Origin of the sequence: Paraburkholderia sp. WC7.3g, from assembly GCF_050436345.1 — a bacterium.
Classification (GTDB): Bacteria; Pseudomonadota; Gammaproteobacteria; order Burkholderiales; family Burkholderiaceae; genus Paraburkholderia; species Paraburkholderia podalyriae.
On sequence record NZ_JBNDMA010000004.1, the window covers coordinates 996,231 to 1,023,117 of the forward strand.

Genomic DNA, 26,887 nt, shown 5'->3' on the forward strand with positions numbered 1-26,887 from the left:
GCACTCGCAAGAAGTGTGGCGTTGAAAAGGTTGATGCTTCCGGCAACGTGAAGCTCGTGTTCACTGCAGACGGATTGGCTTCCTCGAGATCACGCATTGGGCGTACTGCGCCTGGGCAAGTATTATGACCGCGACGCACCGGAGGGCGTGGACCCGCACCTCGGTGATGATGACGTGGAGTCGCCCGGCGACTAACCGCATGGCCGTTGCCCGCTTAGCGCGCACCCTCGTCAGGTCGTTCGTCGGCATTGCTTGGATACCTGGACTGTCCGTAACGAATCAGCAGCACACCTAGCGCTATCAGCAAGATGGCGCCAGCCGAGGCGACAAGATGCAGTTCGGTATTTGCGCCAGCGCGCAGGATGACATCGCGGGCGATCGAGACCATGGCTATGTAGAGCGGAAAGCGCACGGGCAACTGCCCCGCCTTCAGGTATTGCCCGACCATCGCAAACACTTCGAGGTATAGAAACATGAGGAGCAAATCAGTCAGCGTAACGCCGCCGGAGTCTGTCATCTTCCAGATCAGATGCCCCATCGCCAGCGCGGTCCCGATGCCGATGGCCAGCAAGCCCACCAGTTCGGCCATCTCTATCACTTGTTCGAGCCGCCTTTTGATGCTCCGGTGCAGAGCGCCTTCATACTTCATCCACACTGCTCCTTTGAAACGTTGAAATGAATATTTCGACATAGCTGCTCATCGGCGCAAGTATGGCTGCACCGATTGCCTGGCATGCCCGCAGCGGAGGCAGCGGGACCGGGCAGGCCGTGCCGTTGAGAAGATGATTGGTGGCCAATGGCGATGAACGCGGCACGGGTCGCGAGCTTCACCCGGATCACACGGGCACGCCCATTGATAACTGCCTCCCGTTCATTTTGAGGAACGGCACGCCAGACGCTAGCATATTGGCAATGGCGCATCGATGCGTCACAGCGTCGCCACCGGTTTGGCACCGCGACACTACGAACGCTGCCTCATCTCCTCAATGCGGCCATACGCCGGTCACGAAGGGAGCGGCGGCTCAGGGTCGCGTGCCGCCGATCGCCGTCAGGCAGAGATCGGCCAGGAAGCGTCATTCACCTGAGAGCTCACGCGAACATTCGAACGGCTGGTCCACTCCGGTAGCGGAGCTTGGCCCATCAATTGGGCTCGTTGCGTCATCGACCGGACCGATATGAGGCAGTCACGTCGGTCGCGCAATCCTCTTCAACGCACGGGTAGAGCTTCGCCGAAATCTATCGGCTCGTTCAGCGATACAATGGGGCGGAGTGCAATGTAGGCCACTCCAATTGCTGCGAATGGCGGAACGGTCGTTAAGGGCTTGATCAGTTGTCTCGAAGTGTTTTGCTGGCATGGGATGCCGGTCTCGTAGAAGACGAACAACACGGCACAACAGACAGAAGTGTGTCATGTGCGTTCGGTACGCTGCGTGCCAGTTTGCAATCGGACGAACAAATGGCGAGGTCGTTTGACAATGCCTGCACTCTGGACGCATTGGTCAAGCTGCGCATCATGGGCGTGTGCCACTCTGGCCTTGGCCATGCTGCCCAGCCCGTCGAATGCGCAGGTCACGCCGGGCCAATTGTCGGGCACGACCGTGGTCGGCGGCAATGTGAAGCAGCATGCCGACGCCGTGCTCGCGATCATGACTTACACGACAGTACCGGACGTTACTACCAGTAACCTGTCGGTCAATAGCGGCACCACCGGTAATCCCGGCTTCGGGCAGACGCAGTTTGGCGGCGGCTTCACGATCAGCAGGTCCTTTCCGTTGTACCTGGAGGGCACGCTCGCCTATAGCCGTTACGATCCGATTTTCATCGCTACGAATGGCTCCGGGCAGCGTGCGATACCGACAAAATGGAACACCGTCAGTAGCACGGTCGGCATTGGCTGGGACTTTCGGATCACGGATGAACTGGTGTTCCGTCCGATCCTGAACGGTACGCTTGGCCGCGTCTCGAGTGATCTGAAGGTGGGTCAGACGATCTTCAATCGCGTCACCGACGCCAACCTCCAGTTTCTCGAGAATGGGTCGCTGGACGCGTATGGCTACGGCGGCTCGCTGATGCTCGACTACGAACACTACCGCGAGAACTATGAAATCGACGCCGAATTGCGCGCTACCGACATCTACCTGCGCAGCTTCGGCGGTTCTTCTGAGGCCGTTCAGGGTTCAGCCATCGCGCAGCAAGTGAGCCTTTGGACACGCTGGCGTGCGCCTACCGGCTGGCATGCGCTGGACCGGCCAATCCGCTATGTGCTCGAAGCCGCTTACTCGCACTATTTCGGCGACAGCGCGGGGGTGCTGGGTTTCAACGACCTCACGTCGTTAGGAGTCGGCCTTGAACTCGACAGCAGCAGGTATCCCATCGTCATCACTCGCACGCGCGCGATGGTGCGATACGTGTTCGGACACAATGTGCACGGCGTGTCATTCGGGTTTGCGATGAGCTTCTAGCCTGTCCGGAGCGCGGGCCACCTTGGATTCTGGGTTGTGAGTATCATCCCGCTGGCGCCCGCTTGCGTCTCCGAAAAGCAGCCCATCGCACCAGGCCTTTTGTGTGACAGTCCGAACGCTAGGCACGCGTCGGCCAACGTGAGTAACATGGATGTCGAATGGACAGTTCCAGAAATGGACCTAAACTTCGAAAGGGTGACTCAGCCGCCGACCGTTTTTCTTCGGTTCCACGGTGTCGCCTCTCATCGTCGTTAGAAGCTGCTGCGATCGACAGCTCGCGCGGGCGGATCTTCATTTGGAGAGAACAGCGCCCCGTGGTCGAGGAGTCACGGCGTCTGACTGGCCGCGTACTGAATCCGCGACGACACAGGCGTATGCCGACTGTCGTACAAGTTCCAGCAGGAGACCTTGATGCGCGCCTACCTCTCTCTCCCCCTGTTTGTCTTGCCATTTCTGGTTGTCGGCTGCAACACACCACCAATTCCCCCTGGTAAGCCTGTCGATATTCCAACCGCCTTGAATCAAGTCCTGGAGGGTTTGTGCAATTTCAAGAAGGAACAGGCGGCACGGAAACAAGACTGGGGCGTTGATATCGACTCGATTACCGTGGAACTTGACCTGACCGTTGATGGATCAAGGAATCCTCCCGTGGCGGTTGCTCCGGATATTCAGTTTATCCCGACCGTCAGTTATGGGCAGGTTATCACCGCGAACAGAGGAAGCAGACTCACGCTTTCGCTGAAGAATACGGGCACCAGCAGCGCGCACGCTGGCGAGTGCAATATCTCTAGGGCAGAAAATTAGGTAGGGGGAAACCGCCGATCAATTGCAAACGACCGCTGCAGCCGAGTGCGGAGCCGATATGCTAGTACGGATGACCGTTGTACCTTGGAAGCGGCCTTCCGCCTGTCGCGACCGCGTCTGGCCGCTCAGGGTCGACCGGAGCCCTTCCCCGAACGCCCGCGCTGAACAGAAAAATCCCCAGGGTGTAAGCCCCGGGGATGTCGAAAGAAACTGCCGCACGCCGATCAGGCTGCTGCGGCGAAAAGATCAAACTGCGGCGCCGCCGGCTTAAGCATCGCCGCGTGCTGCGCGTCACTCACGCTATTCGCAATCAGGTGCATGTCCAGCTCGTCGGGCGTCAGATTTAAACGCTGGGCGAGCCTGCCGAAGTACTGCCCTCGCTTTGCCATCTCCTGATATCGCTGCGCCATGCCGACCGGCAGCTTCACAATGCCTTCGTTCAGCCAGAAACGCGCTGACTCCATCGCATCATGGTGCTGAGTTCTCAGCATGAACGCGGTGTCGTACGTGCAAGTCACAAACTCACATGCGGCTTCGGCGTCGACCCCAAACTGCGAGGCCTCCTCAAAATACACCGTTTGCTCGCCGGCCGACGTACGCGCGTACCACCCTGCACGCTCCGGATGCCGATAGCGATTCCACTGTTCCGCATCAACGTCGCGGAGGCCGATCGTAGGTGCCTCACGGTCAACTGGTTGCGCGTTTCAAGCAGGCTCGGCGCAGCGCGGTTGGACAAGCCCATGGGATGGGAAGGAATCGCGGCGGCTAGGCGTGCGATGCGACCATGTGTGTCGTTGTGCGAAGGTATCGGCATGGTGCGGGCGAGCGTGACCACGGCGCGATGGCCGGCGATGAAACAAAGGTCTCGAAGCAAGTGATCAGCTTCGTCAGTAGTGTCGAAGATTGATCATCGTGTACGCGAGGGTTTTCAATGCGTAGTGTAGGTGGCTGAGTCGCTCGAAGCGCAGCAGCAGGCGCCGGAACTTATCTTCCCACGCGAACACCCGCTCGATTGTCCTGAACCGTTCTTTAAAGATGGCCGGATCGAACAGCGGCTTGCGCCCGCACTTCGGTCCTTTTCTGCCGCGCGAATTAGGGTTGATGTTAGGCACCATGCCGCGATTGAAAATGGCTTTGCGGTTGGGCCGGCAATCGTACACGCCATCCAGGCTCATGACCGTGCCGCGCAGATCCAGCCCCACCGCACGGGCGATGCTCGTGAGGCGCGGCAGCGCTTCTCGTAACAGCGGCGATTCATTGCGATTGCCCGGTGCTCTGACGAACGGCGCGATGACGTTGCAATTCCGGTCACACAGGGCAACCACCTTGCAGCCCTTGAGCTTCTTGTGGCCGCTGAAGCCGAGATTGTCGCCGCCTTTCTTCGCGGCGGTTGTGGTGCCATCGCCATGGATGATGCGCGTGTCCAGGCGGTGATCGCCATGAAGCCTGAACACCGAAGCCTCGAAAATGGCATCAAGGCATCCGTCCGATTCCCAGCGCCGGAAGGCGCGATAAATGCGTGTGTAATGGATCTCGGGACGGCCATGCCAATCCTTCTCGATGGGCAACTCCTTCCACTGGCAGCCGAGATAGAGCGCCTTCAGGATGTAGTTGAAAATCGCATGCGCGCTGAGCTTTCGCGCGGGTCCGCGACGGCCCTTGCTCAGATGCGGCCAGACAAATTGCTCGAACTCTTCGACGCTCAATCTCGTTGGAATCTCTTGCCACGACTGACTTTCGGCCATTTCGACCTTCAAAGCATCGGGATTCTAGCCGATTCGTGCCAGGCGGGTAGAACCCAAGCACGGGGGGCCTTTCAACCGATTCCGCCAGTTGGAAAAAACCCGCAACCAGTTGCGATCCTCAACCGCGTCGGGGTGTTGCCTGTCGTCAGTTTCCTGCTGTTCTACCAGGTGCAGGTGTGGGTGAACGGCTTCGTGGTCGATCACGGCTACATACCGCCAACGCTTGAGACGTTGATACCGCCGCTTCTCGGACATCCGGTCATTACCTTCATCGCGTACGGGCTGATTCTGGACTGTGCCGATTACTGGCGTCACCGCCTGTCGCACTCATACCGTAGCTGGTACGCACTGCATGCGTTGCATCATGCGCAGCGACAGATGAGTTTCTGGTCGGACGACCGCAACCATCTGCTTGACGACCTGGTCGCCGCAATCTGGTTCGGCATCGTCGGCCTCGCGATCGGTATTCCGCCGCTGCAGTTTCCGCCGCTGTTCCTGTTCATGCGCTTCATCGAAAGCCTGAGCCACGCCAATATCAAGCTTTCGTTCGGCTGGCTCGGGGACCGGTTGATCGTCTCGCCACGCATTCACCGGTTGCATCATGGCCTGCGCGCGGCCGGCCGCAATTCCTGTAACTACGGCGCCGTGTTCCCGATCTGGGACATCGTGTTTGGTACAGCAGACTTCTCCGCCGAGTACCCAGCTACAGGCGACCGGCGCGCACCGGAATCGATGGCCACGGGCGGCTACATTGCACAGCAACTGGGCGGCTTGCAGTTTTTCCTTGAACAATGGCGGCAACCGGCAAAGGCTCGCCGCAGTTCCTCCTGAGAACATCCCTGCATTGCGCAATGCCCAAACGGGCCGGTTCATGTGCGCCTGGATTTGGTCCGGACCGGCTGGTGCAAAGAACCTGTCAGTAGACCGTAAAGCATCTGCTCTGTGCCTTTGAACCTGAGGTGCGATAATTGCAGTTCACGGTTCGAAGACAGGCTGGTTGCTGGTTTCAGAATGCCCGGATACCGGCATCTACCCGCTCTATCCAGCTATCCTCAGTTCAAAGAGTTCGAAGTGGTAAAGACTGTCAAGCAAGGATCAGGGCAAATACACGTCGCGATACGGCCTGCGCTCCGGCAACATGGGGGGCCGTCTCTCCCCGACGCGACGCGCCCGTCAAGGCGCCCATGGAGTGAATGATGTTGCGCAGAACCAGTTCCTGGTTTGTGCGTTACACGCTCCGCGCGCGCGTTCGCACGCTCGCGCGTAAAGCGATCGGGCTGGCAATTTTTGTCAGCGGTTCCGCAGTGATTGTCGTGTATCTGCTACGACGCGTCTCCGATGGCTAAACGTCAAAGACAGGCGTGGCGCATCTGATTTCCAGGCAGTCCCGCGATGCAAACGTCGGGCGTCTGGAGCTACAGAGCAGCGCCCTCGCGGCTGGCAGCCCGACGCTTCGACTTCCTTTCCCTGGTGTTCAGGCGCGATCACCGAAGGCACAACGCAGCCGTAGTGTTAGAACGGGCAGCGCAGGTGACGCAGTGACGTACCTGCTAAATCTGGTTGGCGATGACAGTTACGGTATGGCCGTGAGTGCCGCAAACTCGGTGACAACGTCTGTCACTTGAATGGCCGCGTTCGCGGAGTCAGCGGTCGCTCGCGTAATGCCGTTAGACGTCTCAAACTGGCCGGCCTCTGCCGCTTGGGCGGTCGCGATACCGGTATGCGTGGTCCAGCGCAATTCCATTCGGCGTTGATCGGGCCGGCCGAGCGCCTTTACTCGCCCTTGCGTGCACCGAAGAGCGGCAGCATCCAGAATGGTTTGAGCCACTGCGCCCAAAGGGGCGCGGCCTCATGCGGAATGCCCCGTTCGGCGTTCGACGGCTCGCGAGCGAGCAGTTGTACAAGTGTTGCTTCCGCTATCCGGCGCCCCTCCGCAAAGCTCATAAAAGCCGGCACCAGTGCGTTGAGTGCAATCGGATCCGCGAGCAGCCCACGCAATGTCTGCTCGTCCATCGCTTCGATCTGCAGTTCGTACTCGATTTGCAGCGTGCTTTGCAATTCGGCGAAAGTCAGCATGTCCACCTCCCGGTTGATCGACGAAAATGGTTCGAAGCGCTTCGCGCATACCGCCTGCATAGCTCGCCATTGACGATCGGAAGCGGCCGCCGAGGTCTCACCATGCTGCCGCCCGAGCGCATGCGTGCTGCGTATCCGTTCCGTTGGTGAATAGTATGGCGCATTTGTGCAGAGCAGCAAATATCATTTGCATGCCGGGTCGCACTCCAGTTGAAGAACCCCTTCTGATCAACATTCAAGGGCTTTCCCGCATAACGTTCACAATGTTGAATCAAAAATTAGACTGCTGCAGCGCACACAAACACAATATGTCCTTTCGAGATTGTCCGGACCGCAATGGCTCCCAACTGCGCCTCACCCGGTGCGGTTCACTCAAATCCGCACAGTCTACCTATTTACCTAACCTCCCTTGTGACCAGACGTGTGCGCGACAATCTACGGTATGTGAGGCAGGATACGCACTGAGCGGCAGGACCCGACATTTAACGAGGAGTATGGGGACGCTGAACGCGCAATCCTTCGCCATGTTCCAGGCCCGTCTACTCTCTGTTGAGTCTGGCTGCGAACTCTTTTCGAAGAACCCGTGGCGGCGAGCACCGATTTAACGTCGGCGGGAATACGTCGGCGGAAGCTTCACGTTGTTTGCTCAGTTTGCTCAGATGGACCACGCCCACGGACATCGAAGGGAAAACCGGGGAACCGATTTTCTCCGCATGCCGACAAGAGACCCTCCTGCCGCGATTGTCGGCGTTCATGCGCTGCTCGCCGACGCGCGCCTCAACCAGCTGACGCGTACCGACCCTGTATGCCGCCTCTCAGAACGCCGCCGCGAGCGTCCCATGATGGACGAAGACCGGACTTTGCTTTCTCGGAATGATTGCACTGCGCCAATGACCAAGGATCCGCAAGCAACCAGAAACGGCCGCGCTGATTCGCGCAGCCATCACGCACTGACCGGCTATAGCCGACGAGGCATTCATGACACAACGCATTTTGCTGATGAGTAGCTCGCGCAAGGACAACCTTGGCTACCTTGAACACGCTCCCGAACAGATTCACGCGGTCCTGCGCCGCGAGAAACGCAAGATCGTCTTCGTTCCCTACGCGGGCGTGACGTTCAGCTTCGATACCTACGAACGGATCGTCAAGCCTGTTTTCGAAAAGCTCGGTTACGAACTCGAAGCGATCCACCGCAGTCCGGATCCACGCAAGGCTGTGGAGCAGGCCGACGCGATTGCCGTCGGTGGTGGAAATACGTTTGCGCTGCTTGAACGTATGTACGACGCCGGCATCGTCGACATCATCCGGGAAAAGGTGAAATCGGGCACGCGGTATATCGGATGGAGCGCGGGAAGCAACGTAGCTTGCCCGACTATCCGTACAGCGAATGACATGCCCATCGTCCAGCCACCTACGCTGCGCGCGCTCGGACTTGTGCCTTTCCAGATCAATCCGCACTTCATCAGCGGCAAGCCGGTGGGACACAACGGCGAGAGCCGGGAAGAGCGTCTCGCTGAATTCCTCGAGATCAATGTTCCCGAGCAGGTTTTGGCACTTCCCGAAGGATCTGCGTTGCTCTCTGATGGGTTGACCGGCACTGTGCTCGGAGAGCGTGGCGCACTTCACTTCGTCGACTCGACGACGACCGTCAACATCGCATCAAACGAGTCCTTCCCCCTCGCGCGGATCAAGGGACCGGTTGTTGCCGAGGGCTGGCCGGACTTCAAGAAGTAAGGATGTTCAAAAGACAGGTAATCAGGGAGAACACTACAAATCATGAAGCAATGCACCGCCATCTCGCTGACCATGGGCGCCAGTGTGCACGCGCATTCCGCTGTGACGCTGTATGGGGTAATTGATGAGGCGGTGAGCTATCAGACGCACACTAATCCGGCCGGTGATTCCACCTGGTCGCTCCAGCAGGGCAATGAGGGCTTTCTGGCAGGCAGCCGGTTTGGCCTTTTGGGCAACGAGGATCTCGGGGGTGGCTGGAAAGCGGGATTCAGGCTCGAAAACGGCTTCCTTGCGAAAAGCGGCAAGCTTGACCAGCAGGGACAGCTCTTCAGCCGCCAGGCGTACGTGAAGCTCGGCCACGATGGATACGGCGAACTCGCGCTCGGCCGCCAGTACACGACCGCAAACACGATCCTGTACTACGTGGACCCCTTGGGCGTCGGCGCTGCGCCGACTAACTCATGGCAGGTATCTCTCACGGGTCAGCGCTCTTGCCTCTGGGCAGATGATATGAGGGAATAGTGGTCGCTCGGACAGCTGCTGCAGTCGCTCGCGTATGGGTCTTCCGATCGGGCGCTAAGAGAATTCAACGACATCTGGAGAGCGAAGAGGTATGTCCCGCCGCTCCAACCTCCCAACCTCCTCACACCTCCGCCCTTTACAGGATATAGATTCGCTCCACCTAGCATCGTGAGCACTACGTGTGCCACTTACTTCATGCGTCGCAAATTAGGCTTCTTTCGAATCTCGAGTGGGTGGTTGCCGGGTCAAGTGCGGGCGTCAGCCCGGCGAAGCGAACACTTGACGCGCGTGGCGCAAGTAAGCTGGCATAGGGCTGGTTGCGGCAGAATGCTGCAACCAGCCCTGCAAGACAATGCGAACAATGACGAACCAAACCCAACTCTTTGAGGCGGCCCTGGGAATCAACGCGCCGTGGTATGTGCAAGGCGTCGATTTCAGCACGGAACTGACGATTGCCGTGGACTTTGTCGCGGGCAGCCGGTTTGCCTACCCCGGGGTGCCGGGCGAACACCCGGTGCACGACACGGTCATCAAACGGCTGCGCCACCTCAATTTCTTCCAGTTTGACTGTTATCTGGAGGTACGGGTGCCGCGTGTGCGCTTGCCGGACGGCTCGGTGCGGCTCGTGGAGCCTGACTGGATGGGTAAGCTGGATGGCTTTACGCTGCTGTTTGAAGCGCTCGTGCTGACGTTGTGCCGGGAGATGACATTTGCGGCTGTGGCTCGTCTGGTGAACCTGTCGTGGCATCGCGTGAAGGCCATATGTGATCGGTACGTGGATATGGCCGTGGCCGCCACTGACTTGTCCGAAGTCACTGCGGTGGCCATTGACGAAACCTCGTGCCGACGTGGCCACGACTATGTCTCGCTCGTCGCTGACATGGATGGCAGGCGCGTGGTCTTCGTCACGCCAGGCAAGGATGCAGGCGTCGTCGAACGCTTTGCCCATCACCTGGAGCAACACAACGCATCGCCTGCGCAGATCAAATCGGTCAGCATCGACATGTCCCCCGCCTTCATCAAGGGCGTGGACGAGCATCTGCCCGATGCACGTGTGACGTTCGACAAGTTTCATGTGGTGGCGCACGCGTCCAAAGCACTCGATGGTGTGCGCCGCGAGCAGCAGAAGGCTGATCCTGCACTGAAGGGCATGCGCTGGTCGCTGCTCAAAGATGCTGACAAGCTGAATCTCGCGCAACTGACCGATCTCGAAGCGCTGATCAGCCAGTACACCACCAACCGCACCGCCCGTGCCTGGATGTACCGCGAGCAGCTGCGCGAGATACTCGATCGCAAGCAAATCCATGTAGTCTCCAAGATGTTGCGCCGGTGGTGTAGCAACGTCATGCGTTCCAAGGTCGAGCTCATGAAGGACGTCGCACGCATGATTCTTCGTCATTTCGACGGCATCGTCGCGTGGGCCCAGACGCGCCAGACCAATGGTTTCATTGAAGCGATCAACGGCTTGTTTCAAGCTGCCAAGCGCAAGGCGCGCGGATACGCCAGCTTCAAAACCATGCGGACCGTGCTGTTCCTGATCGCAGGCAAGCTCGACTTCTCGGCCTTCAATCCACATGCCTCGTGAGCCGCATTACCCACTCCACTTTTGAAATAGCCCAAATTAGCTTGATTGACCAGCGGAAGGCGACTTTACATGAACACATGTCCGGTGCCTCCAGAGGCCTTTTCTCCGCATTCAAGGAAGCGTTTATATCTGACTGCGCGGCAGCTGAGTTAACCAACGGCGGACGCCTACCCACCGAAAGGTAATCGCATGGCAAGGATAGCAATCGCTGGCTTCTTGCATGAGACGAATACATTTGCCTCCACGCGGGCCACGTTCAGAACGTTTGTTCAGGCTGATGCGTGGCCGGGTTTGCTCGTCGGGCGCGAAATGTTCGATGCGGTAGCTAACGCCAACCTTGCCGTCGAAGGATTTATCGCCGCGGCGCGATCGTCTCACGAACTGGTTCCGCTATTGTGGGCGTCGGCGAATCCGTCCGGCATGGTAACCGAGGACGCATTTGAAGCCATTTGCTTCATGCTTTGCCGCATGATCCACGATGCAGGGCCGCTTGATGGTCTCTTCCTCGATCTTCACGGTTCTATGGTGGCCGAGCACGTGGACGACGGAGAGGGCGAGTTACTCCGACGCTTGCGTGAGCTGGTCGGGGCAAAACTGCCGATTGTCGCAGCGTTGGATCTCCATGCGAACGTCTCGCCGGCTATGGTCGAAATTGCGAGCGGCCTCGTTTCCTATCGCACCTTCCCTCACGTCGACATGGCGCAAACGGGACATCGGGCGCTGAAGCTGATGGCCCCACTGCTCGCGGGTCTTGACCTGTACAAAGGCTATCGGCAACTCCCTTTCCTGATCCCTGTTCCATGGCAAAGCACCTTGACCGAACCGATGTGCAGTCTGTCCACTCTCGGTGCGACCATGGAGTCGGTTGATCTGGTCTCCGCCGATTTTTTGCCGGGTCTTCCGCTCGCGGATACCTATGACAGCGGCCCGAGTGTCATTGCTTACGGATCCGATCAAAGGGTGGTCGAAGCCGTCGTCAACCGGTTGAACGAAGCCGTTCTAGAGAAGCGCAGCGGTTTTTGCGGACGCCTGTACACGCCGGCAGAGGCAGTCGAATTGGCAATGCAGTACGCTAGCCGCCCCGCTGCAGGCGCCGTGATACTTGCCGATTCGCAAGACAATCCGGGCGGAGGTGGTAACGGCGATACAACTGACATCTTGCGTGAGTTAGTACGAAGGGGCGCCAGACGGGTTTGTGCTGGTGTGCTGACCGACGCTGAATTTGTACGGTTGGCCACGGAAGCTGGCGTCGGCGCGGTTCTTGATGCGCCCTTGGGGGCAGCGGACAGCACGACAGGTGCTCCGCCTTTGCAGGCACCGTTTGAAGTCCTTGCGTTGGGCAGCGGCTCCTTCCTCGGTACAGGTCCATTTTATCGCGGCTGTCGAATGAGCCTCGGGCCGATGGCCCGAGTGCGATGCGGGGGCCCCGACGCCGTCGAGATCGTGGTGTCCACCCGTAAGCAGCAGGCAGGCGACCGGGCGATGTTCCGGCATGTCGGTGCCGATCCGGCGGAATATCGCATTCTCATGCTCAAGAGTACGGTGCAATTCCGGGCCGACTTTGCTTCACTGGCCGATGCGATTCTCGTTGTCGCCGCTTCGGGACCCAACATTGCTGACTTGCACCAGCTTCACTATGAAAAGCTGAGGCCCGGCGTCGAAGTGCTATAGACGACGTCCTACCAGCGCCCCCCTGCACTGTCCATGTGCGATCGCGTCGTTTTATCGAGGATTCCACTGCTTCTGGCGCTATACGACGCCCGGTGTTTGATGCCTTCGCAGGGGACTCTAGCGGCGCAGAGATAAACCCGTTGGGAACTTTGGGCAGGCAACCTTTGGAGACACTAACATGGAAGAGGATGCATTCAGCGCTTTCGAAAGACAAGGCTGGGAAAAGCTTGCCCAACCATATCACGCGTATTACGCGACCTTAACAGATCAATCGATTAAAGCACTCCTTGATGCGCTCAATCTCCAGCCCGGCATGCACCTGCTTGATGTCGCGACAGGTCCCGGTTATCTCGCTGCGGCGGCAGCGGCACGAGGGGCGAACGTTGTCGGCGTCGACTTCGCAGCCGCGATGGTCGAGCAGGCAAGAAGACTCTATCCCGCGCTCGCATTTCGTTTCGGAAATGCTGAAGCGCTGCCGTTCGCCGACCAGAGCTTCGACACGGTAGGCAGCAATTTCGGATGGCACCATTTCCCCCATCCCGAACAGGCGCTTTCGGAGGCATATCGCGTACTGCGTCCGGGCGGAAGAATCGCTTTCACCGTCTGGGCCAGCCCGGAAAAGTGCGCCGGAATCGACATGGTCCTTAAAGCGATAGCAGCACACGGCAACCTAGACGCTGATCTTCCGCAGGCGCCCCCGTTCTTTCGCTTCAGCGACTGGCGTGAATGCGAGCGCGTACTGCTCGAAGCCTGCTTCGTTGAGCCGAAGGTCGAGGACGTCGCCCAAATCTGGCGTATTCGCGCGCCAGAAACCCCATTTCACGCCCTAATGCGCGGTGGAGTGCGCGTGGCCGCAATCCTGAAGGCGCAAACGCCGGAAGCGTTGGCGTTAATTGAAGAGGCAGTGTCTGAAAGCGCGGCGGAATATCGAGTTGACGGAGAGGTTCGGGTACCGATGCCCGCCGTGCTGGCTTCTGCGCGAAAAATCTAGAGACTTCGCCGCAACTTCCGGCTACCCAAGGTTCATAGGCACACTGGCATAACGGCGTTCGGGCATGCTGCGAGGATCGCAAGATATCGCACATTCCGCCCCCCCTCCGGCGTAACGAATGTCCGTAGCCTACCCTATAGCGGTCACTGATATTGCCTAAGTGAGCGTCGGGAGTTGGCCGGCTTCTGCCCGATGACGCCACATGCAAACTGCCGGGCGTCCAACCCCACGTGACGTAGCAGCTGAACCCCTAATGCCACGAAAGCTGGATGCGGTCGGGCGGTTGTGGCCGGCGGGTCGTCCGGCGACAATTCTCCCCCTCGCTGCAAGGCTGCGGTAACGGCAGTTAGCGTGGGAAAACGGTTAGGCAAGCGCCGGCCACCGTCTGGACATCACAGATTGGCGGCAGAACGACCGCGCTGTCGCAGTTGACACGACTCAGCCAAGAGTGGCGATCGTCCATGACACGAGCAGCCTGCTCTGCGCTCGGGATCCGCAGTCGCCGCCAACTGGTTGCGCGTTTCCGTCCATTGCGAACGGAAGAACTACGATGACCGTTGGTAATCGTGCGAAGCCAGGAACATCGTTGTGAAAAGCGACTGGTATCTCGATATCGGAGTTTGCATTATGATCAGGAATGCGAATGCAACAGGCGTGAGCAATCACGGCGCGTACCGCAGTCAGTGAAGTGCGAGCCCCGCGCTGGTTCAGCAGTAGTGGCGCAGGTTAATCATCGTATAGGCAAGCGTCTTGAACGCGTAGTGAACGTCACTGATACGTTCAAAGCGCAGCAGCAGACGGCGGAACTTGTCCTCCCAGGCGAAGACCCGTTCAATGGTCCTGAAGCGCTCCTCGAAGATGGCCGGATCGTAGCGCTGCTTGCGGCCCCGCTTCGGTATTTTGCGTCCGCGCGGATTCTCGGGGATGTTCGGGGTCATGCCGCGATTGAAGATCGCCTTGCGGTTGGCCCTGCAGTCGTAGATGCCATCCAGGCTGACGATTGAACCGTGCAGGTCCGCGCCAATGGCGCGGGCCATGGCGGTAAGGCTGGGCAGCGCGTCGCGCAACAGCGGTGATTCGTTGCGGTTGCCGGGAGCGCTGATGAATGGAGCAATGACATTGCAGTTGCGATCGCACAAGGCCACCACCTTGTCGCCCTTCAGATGCTTGTGCCCGCTATACCCGAGATTGTCGCCGCCTTTCTTCGCCGCCGTCGTGGTGCCGTCGCCGTGGATGACCGAAAGGTCAAGCAGCTGGTCCTGATGAAGTTGCTGCACCGAGCCCGAAAAGATGGCATCGATGCAACCATCGGCCTGCCAGCGACGAAACGTGCGGTAGATGCGCGTATAGTGAATTTCAGGGTGACCTTCTGCATTCCTGTCGATCGGCAGCATCTTCCATTGGCAACCCATGTACAGTGCCTGCAGGATGTAGTTGAAGATCTTGTGCAAGGCCAGCGTGGGGGGAGGTCCGCGACGGCCCAGGCTCAGATGCGGCCAGACAAATTGCTCGAACTGCTCCAGGCGCAATCTTGTTGGAATCTCTTGCCAGTATGGGCTTCGGGTCATTCGCTGCGTCCAGAAATCTGGACTTTAGCCGATCTGGCTACTCTGACCTGAAATCCAGTCCTGGCGCGGCTTGCAGACAAATTTCACGGCCGTCGAAAACCCGCAACCAGTTGACAGAATTATCTGGCCGCTTAGGGTCGCATGCTGCCGCTTGCGGCCTTGCGAGGTTCGCGAGCGGCAGCGCCTGATGGTCGGGTCGTCGCAACTGGCGTTGGGCGCGCTCGGGTTCAGCATGAGGAACATCGTCTGCCCACGGTCGTCGAAGGGTGCGTCGCCGGCTCGCGGTATCGGTAAGTGACGAAATGGCTGATGGTTGCGCTCATGCTAGGATTTCCCCAGCAAGGGAGGAAAAGAAATGACAGTCCATGCTATAACGGCGGTTCGGATGGACGGGAATTCGCACAGGATCACACACGTGCTTTGGGGGCAGGTGTCCTTGAGCGGAGAACAATTTGAGGTCGCGCCGTACGCATCGCCTGTAATTGAAGTGGTAGACGCACTGGCCAAGGGCGACACTGTCGTAACAGTCTTTCCGCTTGATGGACAGCGCGTCGCTGGTCCAGAGGTCCGGCGCGTCGTCGACGAGGCCGGACGCGTAGGCATCGAAATGGTGGTCGGTGATTCCGATGCGGGCCGAACGCTCGCGGACCTGCCACGGCTTGATCACGAATAGAGCGCTCATCGGGTCGGCTCTATTGGGCAAAATTTAACCACCTGCACCCACGGATCGACGCCGAGAACTTGCCCCAAGGCTCGCGCACATCAAGGCCGGGCCGTCTGGCTTGTCAAAAGGGCAGGTGATGTGCTTCGAGTCTAGCTCGGACATGGGCATCGTCAGAACACGCGGGTGGGCTTGTCATCGCGCCGATGGATTGGCTCCGGCGAACTACTTGCTTATGGTGTCAGTTGCCACTTGACGAAGTCGTCGACGATCGCCTTCTGAGCCTCAACAGCGCTGTGTTATCCACATACACGCCACGTCTGAAGATCCGCGCGGGCATTGATAATCGTCCTATGGCATGACGTTTCGTCAAGGTTATGCACCGAAAAAGTTGATGAGCCTGTGGATAACCGCCGGCGAATCCCACGCAAGTCCATGATCTTACGGGCTTTCGCTGCGTCGCATCACGGGAAGGCACGCCGGACAAGGCGTCGGCGCACGTGTTGCTTGGTCTGGTCGACAGGCAGGGCAGGGCGGCGCAGCGACACCGCGACGTTGCGAAAACCCATCCGTTAGGTTTATCATCGGCGTATGCCCACAATAGCAACGATCAACGGCTACCGCGTGGTGATCTACACGGCGGACCACCGACCAGCGCACGTCCACGTGATCGGCGCCGGCTTCGAGATCGTCTTTAACCTCAACTGCCCGAACGGACCGCTGGACGTCAGGAACATCGCCGGGAAGGTTTCAGACCGGACGATATATCGCATAGCGAGCCTCATCGAGCCCGCGATCGTCGCCTTTTGTGCGGCATGGAGAAAGCATCATGGCCATTACTAAAGAGTTGATCGCCGCCGCTCGCAAGGCCGGCAAGGAACTAGGCCCGCGCGCCGTCGCCGCGCGCTATCGCCCGTCTGTCGGGAAGCTCGAGGTCGAGTTCGACAACGGCGTGACGCTCGCGGTACCCGCACGCCTGATTCAGGGGCTTGCGCGCGCCAGCGCTACGGACCTGAGCAAGATCGAGATCACGCCGGCCGGATGGGGCCTGCACTTCCCGCGCCTCGACGCCGACGTGTACGTGCCCGCGCTTTTTGAAGGCATCTACGGTTCTAAGGCGTGGATGAAGCAAGCCGCACGCGTGGCGGGCGCGACACGCTCCGCAGCGAAGGCGGCCGCCGCGCGCGAGAACGGCAAGAAGGGAGGACGTCCGCGCAAAGCCCAAGAGGTGCACGCATGACGAACAGTCCCAGTAAGCACATTGGCGGCAACTTCGACGATTTCCTCGTCGAGGAGGCAATGCTCGAGGAAGTCGCGGCGACGGCCTTGGAGCGGATCAGCGTCTATAAATGCGTGCTCGCGTACGCGGCGCAGGCGAAGATCGCGATCGACGGCTTCGGCGTGCACAGCCTGCGCGCGACCGCCGCGACCAACGCGCTCGAGCATGAGGCCGACATCGCGACGGTGCAGGAATGGCTCGACCACGCGAACATCGCGACCACGCGGATCTACGACCGACGCAAGAGCCGCCCCGAAGAGATTCGCCGACGTTTAAAGTGACATATTGACTCGAACGGCGCCGCGGCGGCGAAGAAGCGCAGGACGGACAGGCACGCACGCGGGGCCGTCGAACCGGACCCGCGATCGCAGGCGCTTGCTGGAGAATCCATGAAAGACGAAATCGCACCCACATTGCCGCTGAACGAAACAGAAATCGATCAGCTTGATGATTTCCTGACCAGCGATTCCGCTCCCGATGCGGCAATGGACGTTTCGATGATGGACGGGTTTATGACAGCGCTCGCCTCGGGGCCAAACCTGATGATGCCTGGCACCATGCTGGGTTGGATCTGGGATGCGGAGCATGGCCAGGACCTGCCGACGTTTGCCAGTGCTGACGAGTCAAAAGGCATCGTCGGGCTGATCATCCGGCACTGGAATAGCGTCAACGACATGTTGAACGATGCCTCCGCCGGGTACGAACCGCTCATCCTTGAACACGAATCAGATGGGCGAGTGATTTCGGTCATCGACGACTGGTGCGAGGGGTATTACAAAAGTATTGCCGTCGATCGGACAGCGTGGGCGCCGGTGCTCGCGGAGCACCCTGAATGGTTCACGGTGATCATGCTGTACGGCACGGAGGAGGGTAAGCGGCTCGCGATGCTTGCAATTACCCACATTTTCGCCGAGAAACCTGGTAACCTGGCCGACATCACGTTTCATGTGCGAGCGATATGGCCGGCAAACGACAGGCGGACGAACGAAGTTGGCTCGGCGAAGAAGTTCAGGCAAGCGAATTTCAGGACACCAGACTACGGAAGCGTTTTGGCGTTGTGCTGGAACAGTTGTGGGCGGGCATGGGCCAAACGATTCCCTTCGCTTGTCAGGATTGGGCCGCGACCAAAGCGGCGTACCGGTTCCTGTCTAATGATCGCGTCAGCGAACAGGACATCCTGAGTGGTCACTTTCAGGCGAGTGCAGATCGTTTCAAGGCAACGCCAGGCCCTATTCTCGTGCTGCAAGATACGACAACGTTCTCGTATCAGCGCGAGCGCCCGGAACTCGTTGGCTACACAGGGAAGACATCTGTTCAGCATGGCCGACATGGTTTGTTGCAGCCGCTCACACAATGCGGAATCCTGATGCATTCGAGTCTGGTTGTCACCGCCGAAGGATTGCCGCTGGGTCTGGCAGCGGTGAAGTTCTGGACCAGGCACAAGTTCAAGGGCACGGCGGCGCTCAAGCGGCACATCAATCCTACACGGGTACCCATTGAGCAGAAGGAAAGCTATCGCTGGCTGGAGAACATGCGTCAGTCAACGGCGCTGCTCGGCGATCCTGTGCGCTGCATTCACGTGGGCGATCGGGAAAGCGACATTTATGAACTGTTTTGTACGGCGCATGAACTGTCCACGTACTTTCTCGTGCGAACCTGTGTTGACCGGCTTGCTGGCGATGGCCAGCATACCATCGCGCACGAAATGGAACAGGTTAAGGTTAAAGGATTGCATCGCGTCGAGATTCGCGATGCGAAGGGGCGCCCAGCGACAGTGACGCTTGAGCTTCGTTACCAGCGAATCACAGTGCTACCGCCTATCGGCAAGCAGAATCGTTATCCCGCGCTGCAGCTCACAGCAATCCACGCGCATGAGCGCGATGTACCGCCCGGGCGCGCCGGCATTGAATGGAAGCTGCTGACCAATCTCCCCGTCCAGTCGCGTGCGCAAGCAATCGAGAAGCTCGACTGGTATGCCATGCGCTGGAAGATCGAAACGTTCCACAAGATTCTCAAGTCGGGATGCAAGGCGGAGGACTCGAAGCTGCGCACAGCCGATCGGCTGGCAAACCTGATCTCGATATTTTGCATTCTCAGTTGGCGCATATTCTGGCTGACCATGATTAGTCGTTGCGCGCCACAAGCTTCGTCTGAGACGGTGTTCACATCAACCGAAATTGAACTGCTCGAGCGACTCATCCCAAACCTCCCGCCTACGGCCCAGGGGCCACCGCTCTTACGAAACCTCATCCGGGTCGCACGCCTTGGCGGTTATCTGGCCAGAGCCAACGACGCGCCTCCCGGCAATACTGTTATGTGGCGCGGCATGCAGCGCCTTACCGACATTCAACTCGGATATGAGCTCGCCCGGAACGGATGTGGGTAATTGCAAGCATCGCGAGCCGCTTACCGTTCGGCCCGGCAGCGAAGGACACCTCCGTTGCGTTCGACGCCAGGCTGCAGCGCACGCTCACAGCCATCGCTCCGCAGCAGCGCGCCGCTTGATGGATTGGGAAGCTGCACCAGCTGTGCGCCGGGCCCACCCGCGCGAAGAGCATGTGCTGCCGCTGATAGTCGCCGTCGGTGCTGCCGAAGACGACATTGCCATGGAGATCTACCGCGAGGCCAATTTTTCTGGCGGCGTTAGCGTGTCCAGCTTCATGTTCGGCGGAGTCTCCGACCGAAATTTGGCCGTCCGTGGCGATTGAGTTCGGATTGCCCGAAACGAGGCGTTTCTCCACAGAACCCGATGGATTGTCCACGGGATTTGAACCACAACCGCAAGTGACGGTCGCCGCCTCACACTTTGTCGGCAGTCCCCAGCCGCATGACACACCCGCGAACCGAGCAGAACTGCTCGGCGCATCTGCGCATCTCCTCCAGATTCGTCAAACTGGGCATGATGCTCGTCGCCTTCATCAACCTCGCGCTTATTGCACGAGCGGTAGATTGGGTTCGGTTACGGAAATACGAGGATGCGCAGGTTGCGGTTTGCGGTACACGGCGTGACCCGGAGTTATTGCGCGGCGCGCTGCGCCTGCTGGGTCCCCTTCAGGCGCTTCTTGACCTCGTCGTCGAGGTCGAAGCTCGATTTCACGCCAATGTCATCGAAATGCGCCTCGATCCACCGATCCGCGGCGTGCACACCGGCCTCGCGGAGTGCGCGGAAGAAAGCCAGCGATGGCGTGTCCTTCGAGGCTGCCCCGATCTCATTCATGAGTGCATCGTCCCGAATCACATGCAAGCGCTTTTGTGTGTAGCCGCCGCCCGTGAGAAAGCCTCTGGCGATCAGGTCGTTGACCAGCCCGATCTGCCGGACCGCCAGCACCCAGGAGGCACCAAAGCTGACCTCGTTGATGCGGTTGACGATCTGGCGGGGCCACGTCGGCGGCCCGTCGGTCACGAGTGGGTCGATCAGGACCGTGAGCAGATCGTCGCCGTGAGCAAGCAGTGGATCGAGCGCCGGGTTCGCCATGTAGCCTCCGTCCCAGTAGAACTCACCGTCGATTTCCACCGCTTCGAAGAGCGTCGGAAAACAGGTGGACGCCATCAACGGCGCGGACGAGGAGAGATCGGGGGGGCCGAATATGCGCAGCGCGGTGCGGTTCACATTCGTAGCGGCGACGAAAAGCTGCGGCGCCTGCCCGTCTGGTTGCTGAAGCAACCCGTAGTCTCCAATTACTGTATCCATGATCGTGCCGATCTGGTCGCGCAGCCAGGGCGCCAGATAAGGTGAACTGACCTGCTGGGCCATGCCCTGGACGATCACGAACGGGTTGTAATCGACGTTCCACTCGCGCGGCGAGTGGAACGTCGAAACTGGCCAGTTAAGCACGGGCGACCAGTGCGAGTTCCCGGCGACGAGCTCCCACAGCTGCGTCAGGCTCGCGCGCGCGTGCGCGGTACTCCGGTTCAGGCCGGCTGTGCACGCTGCGCCGTTGAGCGCACCCCCGCTCGTGCCGCTAATGGCGACGATGCGCAGCCGTCCGGCCTCGACTTCGTCGAGCAATCGGTCGAGCGCACCCCATCCGAACGCGGCATGTGCGCCACCGCCCTGCAGGGCAAGACATACCGTCTTTGGAGGATCATTTGCTGGCATCGTCTGCCTCCGTCGCGGCGCCATTGGGGCGCACCTTCGTGAGTAAGATCAACTGCGTGGGGTAGGATAACCCTCGCGAGTGTCAACGGGCGCGTGCAGCCGCCGCTGTCTTTGACAATGTGACAGATGCCCGCCTGGACTTTAGTGTTTCTTACCTCGATGAACCCAGCCGGGTAGGAGGCCAGGTAACCTTGGTTGCACATTTTGCGTGGCTGGTCAGAACACGACCTGATCAGGAATAGTGTCTTGCCTTGAGCGACTACGTGTCACAGCTTACTCAGCTCCGGTTAGATTCGTCATCCTGACGATATTCATTTGCCGCGTCGTGTGGTTCAGTTGCACTGGGCCGGTCGCGGGAGGCGCGAGGCGATGTCTCTCCCACCAAGCGCATGGTGTTCCCCGGCCGGCGCGTCGCTGCCCCTTGGATTAAGGTGCCCCATTCATCTTGAGACGACCGGTGCGATCCGCAGGCGCCCACGCGAACGTGCCGTGACCCTCGCAAACATCTGGAACGGCAAGAAGAAAGGGTGAAGGCAACGCAAAGAACTGCAACAAGTATCTCTCCTGGGCTTTCATCGAGCCTGCCGCCATTGCGATGCGCTGCTGTCCGCAGGCGTGGCGCTTCCATGAGCGCGAAAAAAGCCTGGCGCATGGCCGCGGTCGTCATGAAGGTGCTTGCGCACAAGCTCGCGTGTGCCGCCTTCGACATGCTACGTCACGGCAAAGCCTCTGAGGTGACGCAATGTTTTGGTTAGATTCGGCAGGCGCACCGTTTTCAGGCGATGCGCCGGTTTTTACGCCCGCGCGACGTGGTCGTCGCCAGGGTTAAAGTTTGACGTCCCCTCGCTCCGGCGACGCCGGTGAATCCGCAACGCTCTCACCGATCCGCATATCGCCGCGCTCGTCGACGGGTGCTTCCGCACGGCCTCTCCAGTATGGCTCGCTGCCGTAGTACGCATGCACGGTGGTGGCCCATTCCGGATCGGCCATCGCCGGCCAGTTATGCGTGTCGAAGCCCGGAGCATTCCTGATCTGCTCGGACGATGCCGACAGCACAAAACATTCGCGTGATGTGTCGAGCGTCAGCATGCGCCAGGGGATCGCGAGCAGCTTGCCGCCGATGCCGAGAAAGCCGCCGCTTGCCAGCACCGCGTATGCGACGCGGCCGGTGCGCACGTCGAGCATGATGTCCTTGATCTTGCCGACATCGTCGCCGTCCGCACTCAGCACGGTATTGCCGTCGAGCGTCGCCGCGGCCATCACATCGGGGCCCGGGCCGTCGGCCGGATCGCCGCTCGTGCGCGCGATCTGTGCACCGCCTTCCGTGGCGGACTGATTGGTCAAGTTCATGATAGGCCTCCTGCTTATCAACAATGGCTTGATGAAACTACGCTACGCGGTTGCGTGACGCTAATCACGACGACAACTATTGCGTTCTCGAGATCTGCCGGGAGACTGCGACCGCGCGGTGGTAATTCTTGTCGGGCAGGTCGTTGAGCTGATCGACGATGACTTGATTCGCGCCATTGCGGCGCGCAGTCTCCAGCGGTTTCTCGCGTGTCCTCGTCGGAAAAAGCTTGCGCCGCCCCCACGGGATTCGGCTCGCCCGGATGATGATGGTCCTGCGCGCGTGTGGCGTGGTGCGGCATCGGTTCGTGGACGGGGACAAGATATATTGACCGCCGCATCACGCGTGCCTGGGCGCCTGCATCCCGCGCAGGAAAGATACGCAGGAAGCGGGTCTACTTCTGTGTGTTTTTAGATAACCAACGCCCCGATCGCACATGGTATTGCCGCCTTTTGCCGCCGGCGGTCACGGTCAGCTCGAGGCGCGTTCCGTCGCCGTCGTAATACCCGCCAAGGGCCTGCGGTATCGACGATCTCCTGCGTAAGCAGACCGGCACTCATGAAGCTGCCGCCAGCGACAAAGCTACCCACGCGTTCATCACCCGATGAAGGTGCTGTGGCTTGAGTGGGTGGCGGTACTGCAGACGCTCGTCGTTCTGCTGCGCGACGTAGCGCATCCACGCATCACGTTGCGCCTGCACGGTCCGGGCTGCTTCTTCGCGATTCTTGCGGGCGCGCTCATCGCGCAGGGCTGCGGCCGCAGCGCGCGCTTGCTCGAGTGTGATGTCTGAGACGTCGCCGATATACGTGGGGCGCGCGGTGCCGTCGCGCAGCTCATACCACGCGTCGAGATCGGTGACGACCAGCCACAAACCGCAGTCGTCCATATAGGCGCCGGGAGATGCAATGTCGGCGAAGCCTTGCGAGAGCATGCTGTTCATCCGCGTGAGAGTGGTGTTCATAACTTCAATCGTAGTTCGACATGGCTTCACTGTGAAGTAACGACGAACGCGGCACCGCACGGAGTTGTACGAAACGACCGGTTACGTACGGCCTTCAACGCACTGTACAAAAATAGGCAAAACGTCTTTTGTACACACGGAAAGATTCGCACGCCTGTTTCGTATACGTAAGGGTGCGACCGACCAGACTCGAACCGGCCCGTTTCCCGTAGCAGTCAGTGCGCAGACGAAAAAAGCCCGTTCTGGTCGGACAGAACCAGGCGGTGGGCTAAACTCACCAGCCTCATTAGTGAGTGCCCCACCGGGGGAAGGGGGCTATGAACTGTAAAGTTGCAGAGCAGCCGTCATAGAACGCGAAGGTGCGCACGTGCGAGCCGATCCAGTCCGCAAGCTGCTGGGTCCAGGTGAGCTCCGCGAAGGTATAGCCGGACACGCCGAGCGCAGCGACGAACAGCTCGGCCACGCGGATTTCACCGGTGTCCGGGTTGATGATGCCCAGCTTCTTGCCCGAGTAGTCGACGAACAGCTTCTGGCCCGGCACGTGCGTTTGCCGCATCGTGACCGGCAGCCGCTGCGCCCATTCCTGGTAAGCCTTGCAAAACCAGCTGTAGCCGCAGCCGTCCGGATGCTGCGCCTTGTATTCCTGCCACAGCAGATCAAGCGTGACGCCTTTCCTGCCGATCTCGCGATGCACCGTCGGCCAGTCCGGCATGCCGCGCGTTTGCTCGCGCCGCGCCGGCGGCGGATACAGCCTCGCCTCGAGCGCCGCGTCGTCCGTTAGCAGTTCCGCTGGCAGCGGCCAGCTCAGCCCTGCCAGCCGCGTGCGGCGCAGGTAATGCCACACCGTTGTTGTCGAGGCGCCGACCGCGTCGGCGATCTCCCTCTGGTTGCGGTCGCACTCGAAATGCAGCCGCAGCACTTCCCTGATTTTGCGCATGGTCAACCTGACATTTGCCATTCGGCACTCCCGACAAAACCGTCGATCGTGCCACCGTTGACCCGCATCGCCGCCACCCCGAAATCCTGTTCGCGATGGCGTGGAAACTCTGTTCTTTTTGCCGTGGAATCGGCATTAACTTTGCCGTGGAATTCGTGTTCTTTTTGCCGTGGAATTCCTGGTCACTTTGGCCTGGAATATTCAAGTAAATGGGGAAATTGCGCGGAACGGTCCGCAACGAGAGCGCATGCGTCGCAGGCGCCTGACCCATGCCGATGCAGCCGTTGCAGCCTGCCTGATGCAAGCGCGCGCCCGCGTGCAGCAGGCTGCCGATATGTCCGTCGCGCGCGAGCATCTCCAGCTGCGCGCGCGAGGTCGGGTTCACGTCGAATGAGACCCGGCCGTGTACCAGCCGATCGCGCACCATGGTCGCGGCCATCGCGAAGTCGCGGTACCCGGGATTTGCGGATGAGCCGATATAGGCCTGGTAGATTGCCTCGCCTGCGACTTCCCGCACGGGTCTCACATGGCTCCGGTGCAAATAGCGCGCGTGCGAATCGGTTAAGGTGTCGGACTGAACAAATTGAGAGCCGACGATGAGCAAACTGAAGAGCCTGGACGAACTGTTCGCAGGCCGTCACTTTGACCGTGAAGTGATCATTCTGTGTGTTCGCTGGTATTTGCGCTACAAGCTTAGCCTGCGCGATCTGGTCGAAATGATGGCGGAACGAGGTCTCTCGCTGGCGCACACGACGATCCTGCGCTGGGTGCGGCGCTATGCGCCGGAGTTCGTTAAACGGTGGAACCGCTTTGGCAGGCCCACTGGCCAGTCGTGGCGCGTCGACGAGACTTATCTCAAACTGCGCGGCAAGTGGGTCTATCTTTATCGGGCGGTGGATCGGGCAGGCCAGACGGTAGACTTCATGCTCAGCGCCAGGCGCGACGTGAAGGCGGCAAAAGCCTTTTTCAAAAAGGCAATCAAGCATCAGGGGCAGCCACCGAAGACCATCACGCTCGATGGTTATGCGGCCTCGCATCGCGCTGCGCGCGAAATGCAGGTCGATGGCTTGCTGCCTGAGGGGACACGGTCCGATCCTCGAAATATCTCAATAATCTGGTCGAGCAGGACCACCGCAATATCAAGTCCCGGACGAAAGTCATGCTCGGTTTCAAACGTTTCAGGAACGCAGCGATCACTCTCTCAGGTATCGAATTGGTACATCGTATTCGCAAAGGCCAATTCAGCCTCGCGAAGCTCGACCTCAAAGATACCGCTGCGCCCGCAGTTTGGAAGGCCGTGCTGTCTGCTTGATGAGGTCTCCGTTCTACAGAAATCTCGTCCAGACCGTCTATTTGCACCGGAGCCGTCGCTCGCTGGTCGCGTGGTCATCCATGCAGCATCGAATCGGAGGCTAGCGGGACTTATCTTTCGCCAGCCGCGCGCCAGGACGCTTCGGTGTTACCGTTGCTTTCGGCGTTGCCGGCGGGTTCGTCGCCCGTGTCTTACTTGCAACGACGTTGCTAACCGATTTTCGCGGCCCGGCAGACGGCTTGACTGGGGCTTTCTTTATTGCCGCTTTACTGTCGGTCGCGGTTTTCGCAATCGGAGATGGCTTGCTGGGCGTCGCCACAGCCGACATGGTAGCCTCCTTCGCTGTCACCTTACCCGCTGCCGGCTTTTTATGTCCGGCAACAGGCTTCGTCGATGGGAAAACGTCGGCCATCTCAATACCGAACACGTCGGCCACTAGCGCGTCGTCGAGCACCTTGCCTGCAGGCGGTCGCTTTCCGGATTTGGGCAGACCGGTGCCGGCCTGCCTGACGAGATCATTGGCATCGACGCGGCGCAAGGCGAAAAGCAATTCCGGCTGTTGGTCGAGTCTCGCGCCGACGCCGTAGAGTACGGCAGCAACGTGCTTGCACATCGACGCCCAGTCCGGGCAACTGCAATTGAATTTGATTTCCTTCGGCACCGGGAAAAGACCCGTTCCGGGTTTGCAGATGCGCTCCATCACGGCAGTCGAGAATTTGCCCTGCAGCAGTTCTACCATCGAATCGATCGACCCCGAGCAGTCGGCACCAATTGTTCGCCATTGCTTTGCCGGACACGCCGTCACGCTCACGCCGACCCTGTAGAGGCTCGAACCCATTACCTGCGCTCGCACTTCGCCTGCCGTAATCTGGAGGTCAATCACGGAACCGTTGCGGACATAGGTCCGGCCGCGCGGCAGGCGGTTGGCATAGTCGCTATAGCCTTCCAGATTGTCACACCAGGCCTTGCCCCAGAAGGTCCTGGCGATGGCGCCGCGATACGACGCGATTGGCGACAGTACCGCACCAGCCTTCTTCGCCCTGGCGGCGGCCTGTTCCGCCTTTTTCCTGCGTTCGGCGACCGAAACATAAGGTTTCCACCCTCCATAACCCATTGCGCTTCCTCTTGGTGA

Annotated in this window: 28 protein-coding genes and 4 pseudogenes; 18 read left to right on the plus strand and 14 right to left on the minus strand. The window is 59.7% G+C overall.

Going from position 1 to position 26,887, the window contains the following annotated elements; all coding sequences use genetic code 11:
* Window positions 1–214: 214 nt before the first annotated feature.
* Entirely contained in the window at window positions 215–649 is a 435-nt protein-coding gene (locus OKW43_RS38000) for a phosphate-starvation-inducible protein PsiE (RefSeq protein WP_187639207.1), read from the minus strand.
* Window positions 650–1,475: 826 nt separating this feature from the next.
* Here OKW43_RS38000 and OKW43_RS38005 point away from each other — a divergent pair.
* Together OKW43_RS38005 and OKW43_RS38010 are read left to right on the plus strand one after the other, a co-directional pair.
* Window positions 1,476–2,462, plus strand: a complete 987-nt coding sequence (locus tag OKW43_RS38005; protein ID WP_187639206.1) for a hypothetical protein — start codon at window positions 1,476–1,478, stop codon at window positions 2,460–2,462.
* Window positions 2,463–2,873: 411 nt separating this feature from the next.
* Complete coding sequence (locus OKW43_RS38010; RefSeq protein WP_187639205.1) at window positions 2,874–3,266, plus strand: hypothetical protein; 393 nt, start codon at window positions 2,874–2,876, stop codon at window positions 3,264–3,266.
* Window positions 3,267–3,490: 224 nt separating this feature from the next.
* On the opposite strand, the gene OKW43_RS38015 is transcribed toward OKW43_RS38010, so the two are convergent.
* On the minus strand, window positions 3,491–3,841 hold the full coding sequence (locus tag OKW43_RS38015) for a hypothetical protein (RefSeq protein ID WP_187639215.1): 351 nt from the start codon (window positions 3,839–3,841) through the stop codon (window positions 3,491–3,493).
* A gap of 312 nt (window positions 3,842–4,153) precedes the next feature.
* Window positions 4,154–4,972: a transposase gene (locus OKW43_RS38020; RefSeq protein ID WP_246530481.1), complete on the minus strand. Its 819-nt coding sequence runs from the start codon at window positions 4,970–4,972 to the stop codon at window positions 4,154–4,156.
* Here OKW43_RS38020 and OKW43_RS38025 point away from each other — a divergent pair.
* On the plus strand, window positions 4,949–5,842 hold the full coding sequence (locus tag OKW43_RS38025) for a sterol desaturase family protein (RefSeq protein ID WP_429453716.1): 894 nt from the start codon (window positions 4,949–4,951) through the stop codon (window positions 5,840–5,842). The two genes, OKW43_RS38020 and OKW43_RS38025, sit on opposite strands and share 24 nt — an antisense overlap.
* Before the next feature lie 942 nt (window positions 5,843–6,784).
* Here OKW43_RS38025 and OKW43_RS38030 read toward each other — a convergent pair.
* The gene (locus OKW43_RS38030) at window positions 6,785–7,087 is read right to left on the minus strand and encodes a hypothetical protein (RefSeq protein ID WP_187639203.1); all 303 of its coding nucleotides are present in this window, start codon (window positions 7,085–7,087) and stop codon (window positions 6,785–6,787) included.
* A 638-nt stretch (window positions 7,088–7,725) separates the two neighbouring features.
* Here OKW43_RS38030 and OKW43_RS38035 point away from each other — a divergent pair.
* The 6 genes from OKW43_RS38035 (at window position 7,726) to OKW43_RS38060 (ending at window position 13,590) form a co-directional block, all read left to right on the plus strand.
* Window positions 7,726–8,094 (plus strand): hypothetical protein, encoded by a 369-nt coding sequence (locus OKW43_RS38035; protein ID WP_187639202.1) that lies wholly within the window; start codon window positions 7,726–7,728, stop codon window positions 8,092–8,094.
* The gene (pepE, locus tag OKW43_RS38040; RefSeq protein WP_429453718.1) at window positions 8,066–8,821 is read left to right on the plus strand and encodes a dipeptidase PepE; all 756 of its coding nucleotides are present in this window, start codon (window positions 8,066–8,068) and stop codon (window positions 8,819–8,821) included. Before OKW43_RS38035 ends, pepE begins: the two co-directional genes overlap by 29 nt.
* 42 nt (window positions 8,822–8,863) lie before the next feature.
* Window positions 8,864–9,343, plus strand: coding sequence for a porin (locus OKW43_RS38045; RefSeq protein WP_187639200.1), 480 nt, complete (start codon window positions 8,864–8,866; stop codon window positions 9,341–9,343).
* 361 nt (window positions 9,344–9,704) lie between these two features.
* On the plus strand, window positions 9,705–10,928 hold the full coding sequence (locus tag OKW43_RS38050; protein WP_133665288.1) for an ISL3 family transposase: 1,224 nt from the start codon (window positions 9,705–9,707) through the stop codon (window positions 10,926–10,928).
* 189 nt (window positions 10,929–11,117) lie between these two features.
* A complete protein-coding gene (locus tag OKW43_RS38055; RefSeq protein WP_187639508.1) occupies window positions 11,118–12,599 on the plus strand; it encodes a M81 family metallopeptidase in 1,482 nt (493 codons plus the stop codon).
* A gap of 178 nt (window positions 12,600–12,777) precedes the next feature.
* Complete coding sequence (locus tag OKW43_RS38060; protein WP_187639509.1) at window positions 12,778–13,590, plus strand: class I SAM-dependent methyltransferase; 813 nt, start codon at window positions 12,778–12,780, stop codon at window positions 13,588–13,590.
* Window positions 13,591–14,297: 707 nt separating this feature from the next.
* On the opposite strand, the gene OKW43_RS38065 is transcribed toward OKW43_RS38060, so the two are convergent.
* The 3 genes from OKW43_RS38065 to OKW43_RS38075 form a co-directional block, all read right to left on the minus strand.
* A complete protein-coding gene (locus OKW43_RS38065; protein ID WP_090812218.1) occupies window positions 14,298–15,158 on the minus strand; it encodes an IS5 family transposase in 861 nt (286 codons plus the stop codon).
* A gap of 24 nt (window positions 15,159–15,182) precedes the next feature.
* Window positions 15,183–15,401 carry a DUF1643 domain-containing protein gene (locus tag OKW43_RS38070; protein ID WP_429453721.1) on the minus strand — a complete coding sequence of 73 codons (219 nt, stop codon included), beginning with the start codon at window positions 15,399–15,401 and terminating at the stop codon, window positions 15,183–15,185.
* Between the two features lie 76 nt (window positions 15,402–15,477).
* Window positions 15,478–15,840: a hypothetical protein gene (locus tag OKW43_RS38075; RefSeq protein WP_187639578.1), complete on the minus strand. Its 363-nt coding sequence runs from the start codon at window positions 15,838–15,840 to the stop codon at window positions 15,478–15,480.
* 603 nt (window positions 15,841–16,443) lie between these two features.
* On the opposite strand from OKW43_RS38075, the gene OKW43_RS38080 reads away from it, so the two are divergent.
* The 6 genes and pseudogenes from OKW43_RS38080 to OKW43_RS38105 all read left to right on the plus strand — a co-directional run bounded on the left by OKW43_RS38080 (window position 16,444) and on the right by OKW43_RS38105 (window position 19,806).
* Window positions 16,444–16,662: a DUF4160 domain-containing protein gene (locus OKW43_RS38080; protein WP_429453723.1), complete on the plus strand. Its 219-nt coding sequence runs from the start codon at window positions 16,444–16,446 to the stop codon at window positions 16,660–16,662.
* On the plus strand, window positions 16,649–17,059 hold the full coding sequence (locus tag OKW43_RS38085) for a DUF2442 domain-containing protein (protein ID WP_187639576.1): 411 nt from the start codon (window positions 16,649–16,651) through the stop codon (window positions 17,057–17,059). Before OKW43_RS38080 ends, OKW43_RS38085 begins: the two co-directional genes overlap by 14 nt.
* Window positions 17,056–17,379 (plus strand): tyrosine-type recombinase/integrase, encoded by a 324-nt coding sequence (locus OKW43_RS38090; protein WP_429453725.1) that lies wholly within the window; start codon window positions 17,056–17,058, stop codon window positions 17,377–17,379. Before OKW43_RS38085 ends, OKW43_RS38090 begins: the two co-directional genes overlap by 4 nt.
* A 108-nt stretch (window positions 17,380–17,487) precedes the next feature.
* A pseudogene (locus OKW43_RS38095) lies at window positions 17,488–17,955 on the plus strand (UPF0149 family protein); the annotation flags it as partial.
* A gap of 101 nt (window positions 17,956–18,056) precedes the next feature.
* Window positions 18,057–19,484, plus strand: coding sequence for an IS4 family transposase (locus OKW43_RS38100; RefSeq protein WP_429453727.1), 1,428 nt, complete (start codon window positions 18,057–18,059; stop codon window positions 19,482–19,484).
* A 115-nt stretch (window positions 19,485–19,599) separates the two neighbouring features.
* Window positions 19,600–19,806 carry a hypothetical protein gene (locus tag OKW43_RS38105; protein ID WP_429453729.1) on the plus strand — a complete coding sequence of 69 codons (207 nt, stop codon included), beginning with the start codon at window positions 19,600–19,602 and terminating at the stop codon, window positions 19,804–19,806.
* Window positions 19,807–20,114: 308 nt separating this feature from the next.
* Here the strand turns inward: OKW43_RS38105 and OKW43_RS38110 are convergent, their stop codons facing one another.
* Entirely contained in the window at window positions 20,115–21,221 is a 1,107-nt protein-coding gene (locus OKW43_RS38110; RefSeq protein ID WP_429453731.1) for a patatin-like phospholipase family protein, read from the minus strand.
* 602 nt (window positions 21,222–21,823) lie between these two features.
* Here OKW43_RS38110 and OKW43_RS38115 point away from each other — a divergent pair.
* Window positions 21,824–21,952: a hypothetical protein gene (locus tag OKW43_RS38115; protein ID WP_429453733.1), complete on the plus strand. Its 129-nt coding sequence runs from the start codon at window positions 21,824–21,826 to the stop codon at window positions 21,950–21,952.
* 70 nt (window positions 21,953–22,022) lie between these two features.
* Here the strand turns inward: OKW43_RS38115 and OKW43_RS38120 are convergent, their stop codons facing one another.
* The 5 genes and pseudogenes from OKW43_RS38120 to OKW43_RS38140 form a co-directional block, all read right to left on the minus strand.
* A complete protein-coding gene (locus OKW43_RS38120; protein WP_429454750.1) occupies window positions 22,023–22,541 on the minus strand; it encodes a PRC-barrel domain-containing protein in 519 nt (172 codons plus the stop codon).
* A gap of 82 nt (window positions 22,542–22,623) precedes the next feature.
* A complete protein-coding gene (locus OKW43_RS38125; protein ID WP_429453735.1) occupies window positions 22,624–22,866 on the minus strand; it encodes a DUF2795 domain-containing protein in 243 nt (80 codons plus the stop codon).
* 235 nt (window positions 22,867–23,101) lie between these two features.
* The gene (locus OKW43_RS38130) at window positions 23,102–23,506 is read right to left on the minus strand and encodes a hypothetical protein (protein ID WP_429453737.1); all 405 of its coding nucleotides are present in this window, start codon (window positions 23,504–23,506) and stop codon (window positions 23,102–23,104) included.
* 325 nt (window positions 23,507–23,831) lie between these two features.
* Window positions 23,832–24,464, minus strand: a pseudogene (locus OKW43_RS38135) (IS21 family transposase); the annotation flags it as partial.
* Between the two features lie 250 nt (window positions 24,465–24,714).
* Window positions 24,715–24,969: pseudogene (locus OKW43_RS38140) on the minus strand (aconitase family protein); the annotation flags it as partial.
* A gap of 70 nt (window positions 24,970–25,039) precedes the next feature.
* Between OKW43_RS38140 and OKW43_RS38145 the strand changes: the two are divergent.
* Together OKW43_RS38145 and OKW43_RS38150 are read left to right on the plus strand one after the other, a co-directional pair.
* Window positions 25,040–25,603: pseudogene (locus tag OKW43_RS38145) on the plus strand (IS6 family transposase); the annotation flags it as partial.
* The gene (locus tag OKW43_RS38150) at window positions 25,582–25,755 is read left to right on the plus strand and encodes a hypothetical protein (RefSeq protein WP_429454751.1); all 174 of its coding nucleotides are present in this window, start codon (window positions 25,582–25,584) and stop codon (window positions 25,753–25,755) included. The pseudogene OKW43_RS38145 and the gene OKW43_RS38150, both read left to right, overlap by 22 nt.
* Window positions 25,756–25,855: 100 nt before the next feature.
* On the opposite strand, the gene OKW43_RS38155 is transcribed toward OKW43_RS38150, so the two are convergent.
* Window positions 25,856–26,869: an SWIM zinc finger family protein gene (locus tag OKW43_RS38155; protein ID WP_429453739.1), complete on the minus strand. Its 1,014-nt coding sequence runs from the start codon at window positions 26,867–26,869 to the stop codon at window positions 25,856–25,858.
* Window positions 26,870–26,887 lie beyond the last annotated feature (18 nt).